Raw genomic sequence first — 14,982 nt, forward strand, 5'->3', positions numbered from 1 at the left:
TTTCGCCGGAATGACGGTGAGGTAAAAGCTATACCTCGATCTATGCCATGAAAAGCAAACGGCCCGCTCATGTTGCCACGAGCGGGCCGAAGTGGCCTTGCAGCAGGGCTTAGTTGCCCTTGTGGATCGCGCGCTTGTCGACCGACAGCGCCGCCTCATGCACGGCTTCCGACAGCGTCGGGTGCGCGTGGACGATGCGGGCGAGGTCTTCGGAGGAGCCCTTGAACTCCATCGCGACGACGCACTCGGCGATCAGCTCGGACACGCCCGGGCCGACCATGTGCACGCCCAGGATGCGATCCGTCTCGGCGTGGGCGAGCATCTTCACCTGGCCGATGGCCTCGTTCATGGCCACGGCGCGGCCGATGGCGGCGAACGGGAAGGTGCCGACCTTGTAGGGGACGCCTTCTTCCTTCAGCTGCTTCTCGGTCTTGCCTGCCCAGGCGATTTCCGGCTCGGTGTAGATCACCCACGGCACGGTGTCGAGGTTGATGTGGCCCGCCTTGCCGGCGATCCACTCGGCCACGGCCACGCCTTCCTCGGAACCCTTGTGCGCCAGCATCGGGCCGCGCACGGCGTCGCCGATGGCCCACACGCCGTTCACGCCGGTGTGGTTGTGCTCGTCGACCACGATGCGGCCGCGCTCGTCCAGCTTCACGCCGGTGTCGTCGGCCAGCAGGCCGTCGGAGTAGGCGCGACGGCCCACGGCGACCAGCAGCTTGTCGACCACCAGGTCGTGTGCGCCGTCCTTGTCTTCATAGGTGAGGGCGACTTCGTTGCCCTTCACTTCGGCCTTGGTCAGCTTGGCGCCGAGCTTGATGTTCAAGCCCATCTTGGCGAATTCCTTGGCGGCGATCTTGGCGATGTCCGCGTCGGCGACGCTGAGGAAGTCCGGCAGCGCTTCGAGCACGGTCACGTCCGAACCCAGGCGCTTCCACACGCTGCCCAGCTCCAGGCCGATCACACCAGCGCCGATCACGCCCAGGCGCTTCGGCACTTCGGTGAAGTCCAGGGCGCCGGCGTTGTCGACGATGAACTTGTTGTCGAACTTGGCGAACGGCAGCTCGATCGGCACCGAACCGGAAGCGAGGATCACGTTGGTGGCGCTGATGGTCTGCTTGGCGCCGTCGTTGCCGGTGATTTCGACTTCATTGCCTTTCAGCAGCTTGCCCTTGCCGAAGAACGCAGTGACCTTGTTGGCCTTGAACAGCTGGCCGATGCCGCCGGTGAACTGCTTGACGATCTTGTCCTTGCGGCCGATGAAGGTGCCCAGGTCGACCTTGGCGCCTTCCACCGTGATGCCGTGGACCGGCAGGTTGTGGGCGATGTTGTAGTACTGCTTGGACGAATCCAGCAGTGCCTTGGACGGGATGCAGCCCACGTTGAGGCAGGTGCCGCCGAGGGCCTGCTTGCCGTCCTTGCCGACGAAGGCGTCCACGCAGGCGGTCTTCAGGCCCAGCTGCGCGGCGCGGATCGCGGCCACATAGCCGGCAGGGCCTGCACCGATGACGATGACGTCGAATTTTTCGCTCATGGTTTTTCCTTGCTGAGTGACATGCCTGGGGAGGGCGCGTCACAGGTAAAGCGGGATATGTGTGCGGCGAGCGTGGATGCAATATCTACGCTCACCGCCAGAGCTTCGTGCCTGATTTTGCTTCTTGGTCAGAGACCAAGAAGCATGCGCTGCGGGTTTTCCAGCTGGTTCTTGATGTCGACCAGGAACAGCACCGCGTCCTTGCCGTCGATGATGCGATGGTCGTAGGACAGCGCCAGGTACATCATCGGGGCGGCGATCACCTGGCCGTTCTCGACGATGGGACGCTCCTTGATGGTGTGCATGCCCAGGATGGCGCTCTGCGGCGGGTTCACGATCGGGGTCGACAGCAGCGAACCGAAGGTGCCGCCGTTGGTGATGGTGAAGGTGCCGCCCTGCAGGTCGTCCAGGCCCAGCTTGCCGTCACGCGCCTTCTTGGCGTAGTTGAGGATGCCCTTCTCGACATCGGCGAAGCCCATGTCCTGCACGTCGCGCAGCACCGGCGTCACCAGGCCCTTGTCGGTGGACACGGCGATGGAGATGTCCTGGTAGCCGTGATAGATGACGTCGTTGCCATCGACCGAAGCGTTGACGATCGGGTGACGCTTCAGCGCTTCGGCGGCGGCCTTGACGAAGAAGCTCATGAAGCCAAGCTTCACGCCGTTGGTCTTCTCGAACGACTCGCCCAGCGCCTTGCGCATCTTCACCACTTCGGCCAGGTTCACTTCGTTGAACGAGGTGAGCATGGCGATAGAGTTCTTCGACTGCATCAGGCGCTCGGCGATGCGGGCGCGCATGCGGGTCATCGGCACGCGCTCTTCCGGACGGGCGCCCGGGGTCGGCTTGGCAGCCGGTGCAGCGGCAGCGGCGGGAGCGCCACCCTTGCCGTAATTGACCAGGTCTTCCTTGGTCACGCGGCCGTCGCGGCCGGTGCCGGCAACCTGCGATGCGTCGATGTTCTGCTCGGTGGCCACGCGCAGGCCGGCCGGCGACAGGTCGGCGTTGCCAGCCTTGGCGGCAGCCGGAGCGGCCGGGGCAGCAGCGGCCGGAGCCGGAGCCGCGGCGGGGGCAGCAGCCGGGGCCGGGGCAGCGGCGGCAGCGCCTTCCTCGATCACCGCGATGACCTGCTGGCTGGTCACGGTGTCACCGGACTGGAACTTGATTTCCTTCAGCACGCCGTCCACCGGGGAGGGCACTTCCAGCACGACCTTGTCGGTTTCGAGGTCGACCAGGTTCTCGTCGCGCTTGACCGCTTCGCCGGCCTTCTTGTGCCAGGTGGCGATGGTGGCGTCGGAGACGGATTCGGGCAGGACGGGGACTTTGACTTCGATGGACATAAATGTTCCTTGAGTTAGTGCATCCATCCCTGGACGCTAAAGTCAAAAAGCGGCCATCCGTGGCCGCACTTTTCAGGATGTCTTTATTCGGCCGAGTGGTCGGTGCCGATCGGCGCGACCAGTGCCTGCTCGACGAGTGCCGCCTGCTCAGCGACGTGGGTATTGAGGTGACCCGCCGCCGGGGCCGGCGAACGTGCGCGGCCAGCGTAGGACAGGCTCTGCTTGCTGCTGATGCAGGCCTGCAGGTGATGGCGGATCTGGAACCAGGCGCCCTGGTTCATCGGTTCTTCCTGACACCAGATGACTTCCTTCGCGCCGCTGTACTTCTCGAGCTCCGCGGTGACCTGCGGACGCGGGAACGGATACAGCTGCTCGACGCGCACGATGGCCACGTCGTTGGCGCCACGCTTCTCCGCATCTTCCAGCAGGTCGTAGTAGACCTTGCCCGAGCACAGCACCACGCGCTTGACCTTCTTGGCGGCCAGGTCGCGATGCTCCGGGATTACCAGCTGGAAGCTGCCGGTGGCCAGCTCGTCCAGCGTCGACACGGCCAGCTTGTGGCGCAGCAGCGACTTGGGCGTCATCACGATCAGCGGCTTGCGGGTCGGACGGACCATCTGGCGGCGGATCATGTGGAACGCCTGGGCCGGCGTGGTCGGCACGCAGACCTGCATGTTGTCCAGCGCGCACAGCTGCAGGAAGCGCTCGAGGCGGGCGGAGGAGTGCTCCGGGCCCTGGCCTTCGTAGCCGTGGGGCAGGAACAGCGCCAGGCCGCACAGGCGGTTCCACTTGGATTCGCCCGAGCTGATGAACTGGTCGATCACCACCTGGGCGCCATTGGCGAAGTCGCCGAACTGGCCTTCCCAGATATGCAGGGTGAACGGGTCGGTGGTGGCGCTGCCGTATTCGAACGCCATGACCGCTTCTTCGCTGAGCAGCGAGTCGATGACTTCGACGTCGGCGCCGGAGCGCACGTCGGCCAGCGGCATATAGGTATAGCCGGTCTTCTGGTCATGCAGCACGGCATGACGATGGAAGAACGTACCGCGGCCCACGTCCTGGCCGACCAGGCGCAGGTTGTAGTTTTCGTCGATGAGCGTGGCGTAGGCCAGGTTCTCGGCGAAGCCCCAGTCGCCCGCCTGCTCGCCGGCGGCCATCTTGGCGCGGTCTTCGTAGATCTTGGCCACGCGCGACTGCAGCGTCATGTCCTTGGGCACGACCAGGATCTGGTTGGCCAGTTCGACCAGGCGCTGCTTCGAATAACCGGTATTGGTCTCGGTGGACAGCTTGCCGCCGATGAACTTGTCCCAGTCGACCTCGATGTCCTTGATAAGGGCCGTGGTCAGTTCGGTCATCGGCTCGCCCGCCTCGAGGCGGCTGCGGTAGTCCTCGAACATCTTCTGGCCGTCGCCGTCGGCGATCACGCCCTGCTTGACCAGCTCCTGCGCATACAGGTCGCGGGTGGTCGGGCGCTTGCGGATGATCTGGTACATCACCGGCTGCGTGGCGGACGGCTCGTCGGCCTCGTTGTGGCCGTGGCGGCGGTAGCACACCAAGTCGATCACCACGTCCTTGCGGAACTCCTTGCGGAAGTCATAGGCAAGGCGGGTGGCCTGGATCACCGCTTCCGGGTCGTCGCCGTTCACGTGGAACACCGGCGCATTCACCATCTTGGCGATGTCGGTGCAGTACAGCGTGGAGCGGGTGTCCTGCGGGTTGGAGGTGGTGAAGCCCACCTGGTTGTTCACCACGATGTGCAGGCTGCCGCCGATCTTGAACCCGCGGGCCTGGGACATGTTGAACAATTCCATGTTCACGCCCTGGCCGGCCAGCGCCGAGTCGCCGTGCACGATGACGGCCATCGACTGCTTGCGCTCGGTGTCGCGGCGACGGATCTGGCGCGAATGCACCGAACCGGCCACCACCGGGTTGACGATTTCCAGGTGCGACGGGTTGAACGCCAGCGCGACGTGGGTGCCTCCATTCGGCGTCTTGACGTCGGCGGAGAAGCCCATGTGGTACTTCACGTCGCCGGAGTGGGCCGGGTCATCCGGGTGGTCCCACTTGCCTTCGAACTCGTTGAACAGGGTGCGCGGCGGCTTGCCCAGGATGTTGACCAGCATGTTGAGGCGGCCACGGTGGGCCATGCCGATCACGACTTCCTTGATGCCGTTGTCGCCCGCGGCGCGGACCACGTCGTCCACCATCGGGATCAGGCTGTCGCCGCCTTCCAGCGAGAAGCGCTTCTGGCCCACGTACTTGGTGTGCAGGTAGCGCTCGAGGCCTTCGGCCGCGGTCAGCTCGGCGAGGATGCGCTTCTTGCCCACAGCGTCGAGGCCGGCGCTGCCGTTGGCCTGCTCCATGCGCGTGTAGAGCCAGTTGCGCTGCTCATGGTTGCTGATGTGCATGAACTCGACGCCGAGGGTGTTGGTGTACACCTTCTTCAGTCGAGCCAGCAGGTCGCGCAGCTTCATGCGCTGGCCGCCACCGGCGAAGTTGCCGCAGTCGAACTCGGTATCCAGGTCGGCGTCGGAGAGGCCGTGGAAAGCGGGCTCCAGATCCGGCGCCGGCAGCTTTTCGGCCAGGCCCAGCGGATCCAGGTTGGCGGCCAGGTGGCCGCGCGAACGGTAGGCGGTAAGGATGCGCAGTACGCCGGCTTGCTTGCGGGCGTGGGCGTCGTCCACCGGGCCTGCGGCCACGGCGACGCCGTTGCGACGCTGCTTTTGTGCAGCCTCTATACGCGCAATGGCCGCAGAGTGGGGCACGTCCCCCGACTCGCGGCCTTTGAAAGTCTCGAAGTATTTGCTCCAGGTGGCGTCGACCGACGAAGGGTCCGCCAACCAGGATTCATAGAGCTGTTCAACGTAATCGGCGTTGCCGCCGGCGAGTTGGGAGGATTCGAAAAACTCGCGGATCAGATTAGTGCTCACGTCACCACCGGTGAGGAAGGGAGGCTTGCAGCGGTTCCGGCCGGGGAGGGCCAGTTGGCTGGGAAAAATCCCGTTAATTATAGCCTTGGGGTGCTGCGACGCGGCAACCCAAGAAGCTCACCTGAAATGGGGTTGGTGATCGATATTTCGACCCCGAGGGTACCGACCATCGTCGTAGACCGCGGTTTTCACGGTGAATAACGCGCGTTGGCTCGTCGGGCGATGGGCGCCGCGCCGTTCAGCGAACGGCTAGAGATCGAGCGGCTGCAGGGCCCGTGCGGGCGCCGAACGCTCCCAGACTTCATTGAAGTGTTGCGCCAGAGGCGCCTGGGCGGCCCGGTCGCTACGTGCGGCGCGGGCGTCCGCTCGCCTCGCATCGGGCTGGAACAGGTAGCCGCCCTGGTCGGTCAGCAGGTAAGCGGAGGCGTAGGTCAGGTCGACCTCTTCCAGCGGCGTTCGGATGTGCAGCACGCTCGGCAGGCGCTGGGCCAGGGCGACCAGGCGGTGGCTGTCGCGCAGTGCCGCCTCCGGATCGTGCAGCAGGATGCGGATCTCCGCACCGCGCCCCGAGGTGGCGATGCGCCGGAGTTCGGCCATTTCTCCGAGGCTGGCATAGAGGTCGGTGTCGAGTGCGGGCTGGTAGATGGAGAGCCGGTACCTCGCCTCGGTGAGGAGCTGCAGCCGGCTGGCCGCGATCTCGCTACGGCTTCCGGCGGGAAGCCGGCCGGCATCACGATCCGCAGTGGCCGGGGCGTCATCGTCATCCAGTGCCAGTCGCATGGCCCGATGGAGGATGCCGGCATCCTCGAAGGTGTCGCCGTGCGCGACGAAACCCTCGCGCTCATAGAAGGTCACTGCCGCGACCTGGGCATCCAGCGCGACGTCCGCCCGGCCCTGGGCGCGCGCCCGGGCCACCATCGAGCGCAGCAGACCCAGTCCCACGCCCTGGCCTCGCCAGGGCTGGCGCACGGCCACCCGACCGATCTTCCCGTGGGGCGTCAGGCGGGCGCAGCCGATCGGCTCGCCCCCTTCGCTGCGGGCCAGCAGGTGGAAGGACAGCGGGTCGAGGTCGTCCCATTCGAGCGACTCGGGGACCGACTGCTCCCCCACGAAGACTTCCAGCCGGATCGCCCGCAGCGCGTCGCGGTCACCCGCGCGCGCCCAGTCGGCGTGCTCGACATGGAAGTCCTGCAATTTCACTTCCGGCGGCCCTTGCGCACGACCAGGTGGCCATCATTGACCAGGGCCAGCAACAGGCCGGCTTCGGCCGCCGACAAGTTCTTGCCGGGGGTGAGTTCCCGCTCGCTGCAAAGCTGCAGGGCCGACTCCACCGAGGCGGGGTAGGCGTGGCCGTTGACGAACAGCGTGGCGCCGCGCTTGCCGCGTGCCCACGCCATGCGTGCCCAGGGATGGCGTAGCAGCGAGGCACCGGCGTCCAGTTGCTTGCGCAGGGCGGCCTCGGTCAGCTCCTTCTCCGGCGGCACCGGCATCTGGGCATTGCGATAGCGGGTGATGAAACGCCCGAACCAGTCGGTGAGGGGGGCGTCGTCCAGTCCGGCCGCGAAGGGCAGGGCCAGACGGAGGCGGGCCAGCGCCGCGCGATCGATCTCGCCGACGGCCTTGACCGGGGCCAGGTCGGGGTCGGCGTAGCGCAGTTCGTCGGGCAGGCGTTCGGCGAGGTAGTCCGCCAGGTCGCCGGTCAGCTCGGCCCGGGACGGGGCGCGCATGCCCACCGAGATGGTCATGCAGGGACCGCCGAAGGCCACGCCGTCGTGCGGTACGTCCGGCGGCAGGTAGAGCATGTCGCCCGGCTCGAGCAACCACTCGTGGGTGGGTTCGAAGTGGGCGAGCTGCTTCAGTTCCACGTCCGGGCGGAAATCCTTGGGCGCGGCGGGGTCGGTGCTGATGGCCCAGTGGCGCTGGCCGATGCCCTGCAACAGGAACACGTCGTACTGGTCCACGTGCGCGCCCACGCCGCCACCCGGCTCCGCGTAGGAAATCATGATGTCGTCCAGGCGCCAGCTTGGCAGGAAGCTGAACTGCTCGAGCAGGGCGGCCACGTCGGCGTCCCACTTGTCGACGTCCTGCACCAGCAGGGTCCAGTTGCGGTCGGGCGTGCTGGCGAAGTCCTTCTCGGTCAGCGGGCCGGACTTGATCTTCCAGCGGTCGCGGGCCTCGTCATGGATGATCAGGCGCGACAGGGCGGTTTCTTCCAGCGCCAGGCCGGCCAGGTCGTCCGGCTGGATCGGCGGCTCGAAACCGGGGAAGGCTTGGCGGATCAGCAGGGGGTGCTTCTGCCAGTAGTCGCGCAGGAACTGCGCCGGGCTCATGCCCAGGGGCTGCTTGGCGGAGCCGCGGACTTCGATGGGGAGGGGGAGTGGTGTAGTCATCGGGCCATTCTAAGCCAACCCGGCTCGATGTCCGGTTGATCGTGGTCAGTGCGTGAAGGAAGGCGGCCCGGGCGGCAGGCCGGCGCCTGGCGTGGCTGATCTCCCGGGAAATAAGCCCGAGGACATGTGCATATGCCAACACGTCCTTTCACATGACAAAACGCGATGACTACTTTGGGTGGCCAGATGTATGGACGTCCAAAGGAAGTCGATGTGAATGCGGTCGTTGCGATGGAAAATCGCCTGCCATCGATAGATGCCTCAAGGCTGGCAGCCCTTGAGCGGGTCGCCGATGGACTGGGCTCCGCCGAGCTTTACTGGATCGCCGCGTGGAGCGCCGCCAGGGCGGAGCGCCTGCAACGGGGCGAAGCCAGCGTGTCGGTCGCGAAGGCCCCGGCCGAGCAGCTCACCATTCTCTACGGCAGCCAGACCGGCCAGGCCAGGCGCGTGGCCTCCCAGCTGCATGCGCGTGCCGAAGCCGCGGGCCTTGCCGCGCGGCTGGTCCGCGCTGATGCGTATCCGCAGCGCGATCTGGCCAAGGAAACCCACCTCGTCGTGGTGATCAGCACCCAGGGCGATGCCGAGCCGCCGGATGACGCCCGCGGGCTGGTCGAATTCGTGCTGGGCAAGCGTGCACCGAAGCTGCCCGGCCTGCATTTCGCCGTGCTGGGCCTGGGCGATTCCAGCTACCCGGAGTTCTGCGCCATCGGCCGGCAGCTCGACGAACGGCTGGCGGGACTGGGCGCAACGCGCTTCGCTGCATTCGGCGAGGCCGACGTGGATGTTGATGCCGTGGCCTCGCCCTGGTCGGACAGCACGCTGGAGCAGGCGAAGCAGGCGCTGGGTACAACACAGCCGGCGCGGGTCACCACGTTGCAATCCGTGCCCCATCGCGCGACGCCTACCCGCGAGCGTCCCTTTCTCGCGCCGGTACTGGACAACCAGTCGATCGTGGCGCGCGACGCGGGGCGCGACGTACGCCATGTGGAGCTGTCGCTTGAGGCTTCGGGCCTGAGCTATGAGCCCGGTGATTCGCTGGGCGTGTGGCCGCGTAATCCGTCGGTGCTGGTGGACCAGTGGCTCGCTTCATTGAAGCTGGATGGCGAGCAGGCGGTGGCCCATGACGGTCGCAACCTGCCGCTGCGGCAATGGCTGTCCACCGAGCGCGAACTGACGCGCCTGAGTCGCCCGCTGGTCGCCGTGCTGGCAGATGCCAGTGGCGACGAGGATCTGGCCCGACTGCTGCGTCCGGACCAGTCCGCCACGCTGGCGAAGCTGATGGCGGATCACCAGCCCATCGATCTGTGGCGCCGCTATCACAGCGCATGGTCGGCGGAAGAACTGGTAGCGGCGCTGCGTCCGCTGACGTCGCGCCTGTACTCCATCGCTTCCAGCCAGAAGGCGGTAGGCGAAGAAGTGCATCTCACCGTGGGCGTGGTGGATTACCTCGCGCACGGCGAACGCCATTGGGGCGCGGCTTCGTCATTCCTTGCACAGGCAGGTGACGAGCAGCCGCTGCCGATCTATATCGAACCCAACGAGCGCTTCCGCCTTCCGCAGGACGATGCGCGCGACATCATCATGATCGGCCCTGGCACGGGTGTCGCACCGTTCCGTGCCTTCGTGCAGGAGCGCCGCGAAACCGCAGCGCGAGGACGCAATTGGCTGTTCTTCGGCAATCGCCACTTCACCAGCGAGTTTCTCTACCAGGTGGAATGGCAGGCGGCGCTGCGCGATGGCTCATTGCACCGGCTTGACCTGGCTTTCTCGCGCGACGACGCGGCCAAGGTCTACGTGCAGCAGCGCCTGCGCGAGCAGGGCCGCGAGCTCTATGCGTGGCTGCAGGACGGCGCCCATCTGTATGTCTGCGGCGACGCCAACCACATGGCGAAGGACGTGCACGCGGCACTGATCGACGTGGCCGTCGCGCATGGCGGACATACACCGGAACAGGCGAAGGAATGGCTGTCCGGCCTCCTGCAACAAGGGCGCTATGCCCGCGACGTGTACTGACATGAGCACCGAGCTTTCCGATCTCGAACGCATCAAGGCCGAGAGCCGCCACCTGCGCGGCACCCTGGCCGAAGGTCTGCGCGACCCGGTCACCAACGCCATCAGCGAAGACGACAACAAGTTGCTGAAGTTCCACGGCAGCTACCTGCAGGACGACCGCGACCTGCGCGACGAGCGGCGCCGGCAAAAGCTGGAACCGGCGTATGCGTTCATGCTGCGTGCGCGCCTTCCCTCGGGCGTGCTAACCCCGGCGCAATGGCTTGTTTTCGATCGTCTCGCCCGCGAGTACGCCAATGGCACGCTGCGTATCACCACGCGGCAGACCTTCCAGTGGCACGGCATCATCAAGCGCCACCTCAAGCCCACCATCGCCGCGATCCACGAGGCGCTGGCCACCACGATCGCGGCTTGCGGCGACGTGGTGCGCAACGTGGTGAGCACGCCGAACCCGGTGGAGTCCGAAGCGCACGCGCAGGCCTATCAGTGGGCCACGTATCTGTCCGAAGAGCTGTCGCCGAAGACGCGCGCGTATCACGAGATATGGCTCGACGGCGAGCCGCTGGTGGACGAGCCCAAGCAAGAGGAGCCGCTGTACGGAACCACGTATCTGCCGCGCAAGTTCAAGATCGGCCTGGCGATACCGCCGCTCAACGATATCGACGTGTTTGCGCAGGATCTCGGCCTGATCGCCATTATCGAGGCCGGTGAGTTGAAGGGCTTCAACGTCGCGGTCGGCGGTGGCATGGGTGCCACGCATGGCGACGGCTCGACCTATCCGCGCCTTGCCAGCGTGATGGGATTCGTTACGCCGGATCGCGTGCTGGCCGTGGCCGAAGCCGCGGTGGCCGTCCAGCGCGACTGGGGCAATCGCAGCGAGCGCAAGCATGCGCGCCTGAAGTACACCATCGACAAGCACGGGTTGGCCGCATTCAAGGCGGAAGTGGAAAAGCGCCTCGGCTTTGCACTGTCGCCCGAGCGCGCCTTCCACTTCGATCACAACGGTGACCGTTACGGCTGGGTCGAAGGCAGCGACGGTCGCTGGCACCTCACCTTGCAGATCGAATCCGGCCGCCTGGCCGACGTGGGTGAACGACGCTGGCTGACCGGCCTGCGTGAACTCGCCAACGTGCACCAGGGCGATTTCCGGCTCACCTGCAACCAGAACGTGATCATCGCCAACGTTGCCGTCGACCAGCGCGCGCACATCGATGCCATCGTGGCGGCACACGGCCTGGATGGCTATCGTACGGATAGCGGCATTCGGCGCCACGCTGTGGCCTGCGTGGCCTTGCCGACCTGCGGGCTGGCGATGGCTGAAAGCGAGCGCTATCTCCCGGCGATCCTGCCCAAGCTGGAGGCCTTGCTCGAAAGCCATGGCCTGAGAGACGCGCCGATCCTGTTGCGCCTGTCCGGTTGCCCCAACGGTTGCTCGCGGCCATACCTGGGCGAGATCGCGCTGGTCGGACGCGGACCGGGTCGCTACGACCTGCGACTGGGTGCGGACTTCCGTGGGCAGCGGCTCAACCGGTCCTATCGCGAGAACGTCGACGAAGCAGCGATTCTCGAAGCCCTTGCGCCGCTGTTCGCCGGTTACGCGGCCGAACGTCTGCAGGGCGAGTACTTCGGCGATTTCCTGGTCCGCTCCGGTGTGATTGCCGACCAGGCGAAGCCGGTGGTGGACGAGGTGGCGGCATGAAGCAGGTGCTGCTTGAGGATGCGCAGCACGATCCCAAGGCATCAAGTGAGCTGAACGAGTGGCTGGGTACGCTGAGCGGCGAGCGGCGCGTGGTGTGGGCATTGGCTTATGCGCCGGGTACCCACGTGCTGTCCTCTAGCTTCGGCGCGCAGGCCGCGGTGTCCCTGCACCTGTTGACGCGGCTGCGGCCCGACCTGCCCGTGGTGTTGATCGATACCGGCTACCTGTTTCCCGAGACCTACCAGTTCATTGACGAACTGCGTGGCCGGCTGAGCCTGAATCTGCAGGTCTATAGCGCCACCGAAAGCCCGGCCTGGATGGAGGCGCGCGAAGGGCGGTTGTGGGAGCAGGGCGTGCCGGGCATCGATCGCTACAACCAGTTGCGCAAGGTGGAGCCGATGCAGCGTGCGCTGGCAGAGCTGCAGGCGGGTACCTGGTTTGCTGGCCTCAGGCGCAGCCAGGCACGCACGCGTGCCGCCATCCCCTATGCCGAACACCGCGACGGACGCTGGAAATTCCATCCCATCGCGGACTGGACCGATCGCGACGTAGGCATGTACCTGCGCCGCCACGGCTTGCCTTATCACCCGTTGTGGGACCAGGGCTACATCTCCATCGGCGACGTGCACACCACGCATCGCTGGGAGCCCGGTTCCGATCTCGATACCACACGCTTCTTCGGACTCAAGCGCGAATGCGGCCTGCACGGACTGGCTTGATCGCCACGGCCGCCACAACCAGCCCAGCGCACGACGCTGGCCGATGCCCCGACACGACAAGAAAACACCATGAGCCAGACAGCCCTTGCCAAGACCGATAGCGCCTTTTCCACCGACGAGTTGGTGCCGCCGCATGGCGGCGAACTCAAGGAACTCTACCTGCCGCCCGCCGAGGCGGAACAGCTGAAGCAGCGTAGTGCCGGCTTGCCCGGCGTGGATCTCGACACGCGACAGCTCTGCGACTTGGAGCTGCTGCTCAGCGGTGCCTTCTCGCCACTGGAGGGGTTCCTGACCCAGCGCGACTACGAGCGCGTCGTCGAGGAACTTCGCCTCGCCGACGGCACTTTGTGGCCGATACCGATCACGCTGGATGTCAGCGAAGCGTTTGCCGCCAAGCTCGCACCGGGCAGCGAAGTGGCCCTGCGTGACACGCAGGGCGTGCCGCTGGCGGTGCTGGAAGTGGAGGACATCTATCGCCCCGATCGCGAGCACGAGGCGCTCAAGGTTTTCGGCACCACCGATCGCACGCATCCCGGCGTCGCCGAGCTGCTGGAGCGTTTCCGCCCGGTCTATCTTGGCGGGCGCGTGAAGGGCATCCAGTCGCCGGCGCATTTCGATTTCGCCACCTTGCGCGACACGCCGCGCAGCCTGCGCGCCTGGTTTGCCGATAACGGCTGGCAACGCATCGTCGCCTTCCAGACGCGCAATCCGATGCATCGCGCGCATCGCGAGCTGACCTTGCGCGCCGCGCAACAGGTGGGTGCAAAGCTGCTGGTGCAGCCGTCCGTGGGGCGGACCAAGCCGGGTGACGTCGACCACTACACCCGCGTGCGCTGCTACCAGGCCCTGCTGCCGCAATACCCGGCCCACAGCGCGAAGCTGTCGCTGTTGCCGCTGGCGATGCGCATGGGTGGACCGCGCGAGGCGCTGTGGCACGCGATCATCCGCAAGAACTACGGCGCCAGCCATTTCATCGTCGGGCGCGATCATGCCGGCCCGGGCAAGGACGCCGAAGGCAAGCCGTTCTACGGTCCCTTCGACGCGCAGCACCTGCTGGAGCGCTATCAGCACGAACTTGGCATCCAGGTCGTGCCATTCCCCGCGATGGTCTACGTGGCCAATCGCGACACCTACCTGCCATCCACGGAAGTGCAGCCGGACGACGAGGTACGCGACATCTCCGGCACGCAGCTGCGGCGGCATCTGCATGAAGGCAGCGATATCCCTTCGTGGTTCTCTTTCCCCGAGGTAGTGAAGATCCTGCGCGAGCGTCACCCGGCGCAGGCGCCGCGCGGATTCGCGCTGTTCTTCACGGGACTGTCGGGAGCGGGCAAGTCGACCATCGCGCAGGCGGTAGTGGCGCAGTTGCTGGAGCGGACCAGTCGTTCGATCACGGTGCTGGACGGTGACGAGGTGCGCAAGCATCTCTCGCGTGGCCTGGGTTTCTCGAAGGAGGACCGGCACGCCAACGTGACGCGCATCGGATATGTTGCGAGCGAGATCGTGCGCCATGGCGGCATTGCCGTTTGCGCGCCGATCGCGCCTTACTCGGAGTCGCGTGCTGAGGCGCGTGGGTTGGTCGAGGCGCACGGCGACTTCATCGAGATCCATGTCGCCACCGAACTGGAGGTGTGCGAGGCGCGTGATCGCAAGGGACTTTATGCGCAGGCGCGGGCCGGGACGATTGCCCAGTTCACGGGGATCAGCGATCCCTATGAGGTGCCGGAGCAGCCGGAGTTGCGGGTGGATGGCAATGCGGGTGAGCCGGCAGTTTTGGCGCAGCACATCGTGGAGTTGTTGCAGCAGCGTGGGTTGTTGAAGGTGTGACGGGGGGGCTTCCCGGTCGACGCGTTATTCGACCGTGCTCCCTGTAGGAGCGCACCCTGTGCGCGACCGCTTTGCGCCCCTGTCTCTCCTATCCGTCATTCCCGCGAAAGCGGGAGGCGCTTCACAACAGCGGAGCTGGTCATCCAGTGACTTGGCTCTCTGCTTCCGGGCGTGATGTTCCGGCTAGCTTGCTCGCCTGCCGCGGGCTTCCGCCGGCCTGCCGGCCGCCGGGTCACTTCTCTTTGCATGGCCAAAGAGAAGTAACCCAGAGAAAGGCCACCCCGATGCCGCGCCTTCCGGGCTATCGCCCGGAAGGTCCGCGGGCGGGTTGCGGGGTTTGTCGACAGGGCCTCCTGCCCTGACGACAAACTGGCCGGCGTCCCTGCCGGCCACCCTTCGGGCTGTTCCTCCACCCGCCCGCCGCGACATAGGGGAGGGGAGATCAAGAACCAGAGCGAAGAGCCGACTCCTCTCCCCTGTAGGAGCGCACCCAGTGCGCGACCGCAGCGCGTGGCATGACCTCTGCGGTCGCGCAC

9 protein-coding genes are annotated in these 14,982 nt (G+C 66.1%); 4 read left to right on the forward strand and 5 right to left on the reverse strand.

Going from position 1 to position 14,982, the window contains the following annotated elements; translation table 11 throughout:
- Positions 1-109: 109 nt before the first annotated feature.
- The 5 genes from lpdA to EPB08_RS18545 form a co-directional block, all read right to left on the reverse strand.
- Entirely contained in the window at positions 110-1,534 is a 1,425-nt protein-coding gene (gene lpdA, locus EPB08_RS18525) for a dihydrolipoyl dehydrogenase (RefSeq protein WP_130620563.1), read from the reverse strand.
- Positions 1,535-1,662: 128 nt separating this feature from the next.
- Positions 1,663-2,871: a 2-oxoglutarate dehydrogenase complex dihydrolipoyllysine-residue succinyltransferase gene (gene odhB, locus EPB08_RS18530; protein WP_130620564.1), complete on the reverse strand. Its 1,209-nt coding sequence runs from the start codon at positions 2,869-2,871 to the stop codon at positions 1,663-1,665.
- 83 nt (positions 2,872-2,954) lie between these two features.
- A complete protein-coding gene (locus tag EPB08_RS18535; protein WP_130620565.1) occupies positions 2,955-5,801 on the reverse strand; it encodes a 2-oxoglutarate dehydrogenase E1 component in 2,847 nt (948 codons plus the stop codon).
- A gap of 249 nt (positions 5,802-6,050) precedes the next feature.
- Positions 6,051-7,001, reverse strand: coding sequence for a GNAT family N-acetyltransferase (locus EPB08_RS18540; protein WP_130620566.1), 951 nt, complete (start codon positions 6,999-7,001; stop codon positions 6,051-6,053).
- A complete protein-coding gene (locus EPB08_RS18545; protein ID WP_130620567.1) occupies positions 6,998-8,191 on the reverse strand; it encodes a cupin domain-containing protein in 1,194 nt (397 codons plus the stop codon). The genes EPB08_RS18540 and EPB08_RS18545 overlap by 4 nt, the downstream gene beginning before the upstream one ends.
- 231 nt (positions 8,192-8,422) lie before the next feature.
- On the opposite strand from EPB08_RS18545, the gene EPB08_RS18550 reads away from it, so the two are divergent.
- From EPB08_RS18550 to EPB08_RS18565, 4 genes are all read left to right on the forward strand, one after another.
- The gene (locus EPB08_RS18550) at positions 8,423-10,204 is read left to right on the forward strand and encodes an assimilatory sulfite reductase (NADPH) flavoprotein subunit (RefSeq protein WP_205746400.1); all 1,782 of its coding nucleotides are present in this window, start codon (positions 8,423-8,425) and stop codon (positions 10,202-10,204) included.
- 1 nt (position 10,205) lies between these two features.
- Positions 10,206-11,900: an assimilatory sulfite reductase (NADPH) hemoprotein subunit gene (gene cysI, locus EPB08_RS18555; protein ID WP_130620569.1), complete on the forward strand. Its 1,695-nt coding sequence runs from the start codon at positions 10,206-10,208 to the stop codon at positions 11,898-11,900.
- On the forward strand, positions 11,897-12,619 hold the full coding sequence (locus EPB08_RS18560; RefSeq protein ID WP_130620570.1) for a phosphoadenylyl-sulfate reductase: 723 nt from the start codon (positions 11,897-11,899) through the stop codon (positions 12,617-12,619). Before cysI ends, EPB08_RS18560 begins: the two co-directional genes overlap by 4 nt.
- A gap of 69 nt (positions 12,620-12,688) precedes the next feature.
- Positions 12,689-14,446 (forward strand): bifunctional sulfate adenylyltransferase/adenylylsulfate kinase, encoded by a 1,758-nt coding sequence (locus EPB08_RS18565; RefSeq protein WP_130620571.1) that lies wholly within the window; start codon positions 12,689-12,691, stop codon positions 14,444-14,446.
- Positions 14,447-14,982: the final 536 nt, after the last annotated feature.

This window comes from Dyella amyloliquefaciens (assembly GCF_004296575.1).
Classification (GTDB): domain Bacteria; phylum Pseudomonadota; class Gammaproteobacteria; order Xanthomonadales; family Rhodanobacteraceae; genus Dyella; species Dyella amyloliquefaciens.

Coding starts and splice junctions, on each gene's coding strand:
- EPB08_RS18565 (WP_130620571.1), top strand. CDS start 12,689: ATGAGCCAGACAGCCCTTGCCAAGACCGATAGCGCCTTTTCCACCGAC.
- odhB (WP_130620564.1), bottom strand. CDS start 2,871: ATGTCCATCGAAGTCAAAGTCCCCGTCCTGCCCGAATCCGTCTCCGAC.
- EPB08_RS18560 (WP_130620570.1), top strand. CDS start 11,897: ATGAAGCAGGTGCTGCTTGAGGATGCGCAGCACGATCCCAAGGCATCA.
- lpdA (WP_130620563.1), bottom strand. CDS start 1,534: ATGAGCGAAAAATTCGACGTCATCGTCATCGGTGCAGGCCCTGCCGGC.
- EPB08_RS18545 (WP_130620567.1), bottom strand. CDS start 8,191: ATGACTACACCACTCCCCCTCCCCATCGAAGTCCGCGGCTCCGCCAAG.
- cysI (WP_130620569.1), top strand. CDS start 10,206: ATGAGCACCGAGCTTTCCGATCTCGAACGCATCAAGGCCGAGAGCCGC.
- EPB08_RS18550 (WP_205746400.1), top strand. CDS start 8,423: ATGGAAAATCGCCTGCCATCGATAGATGCCTCAAGGCTGGCAGCCCTT.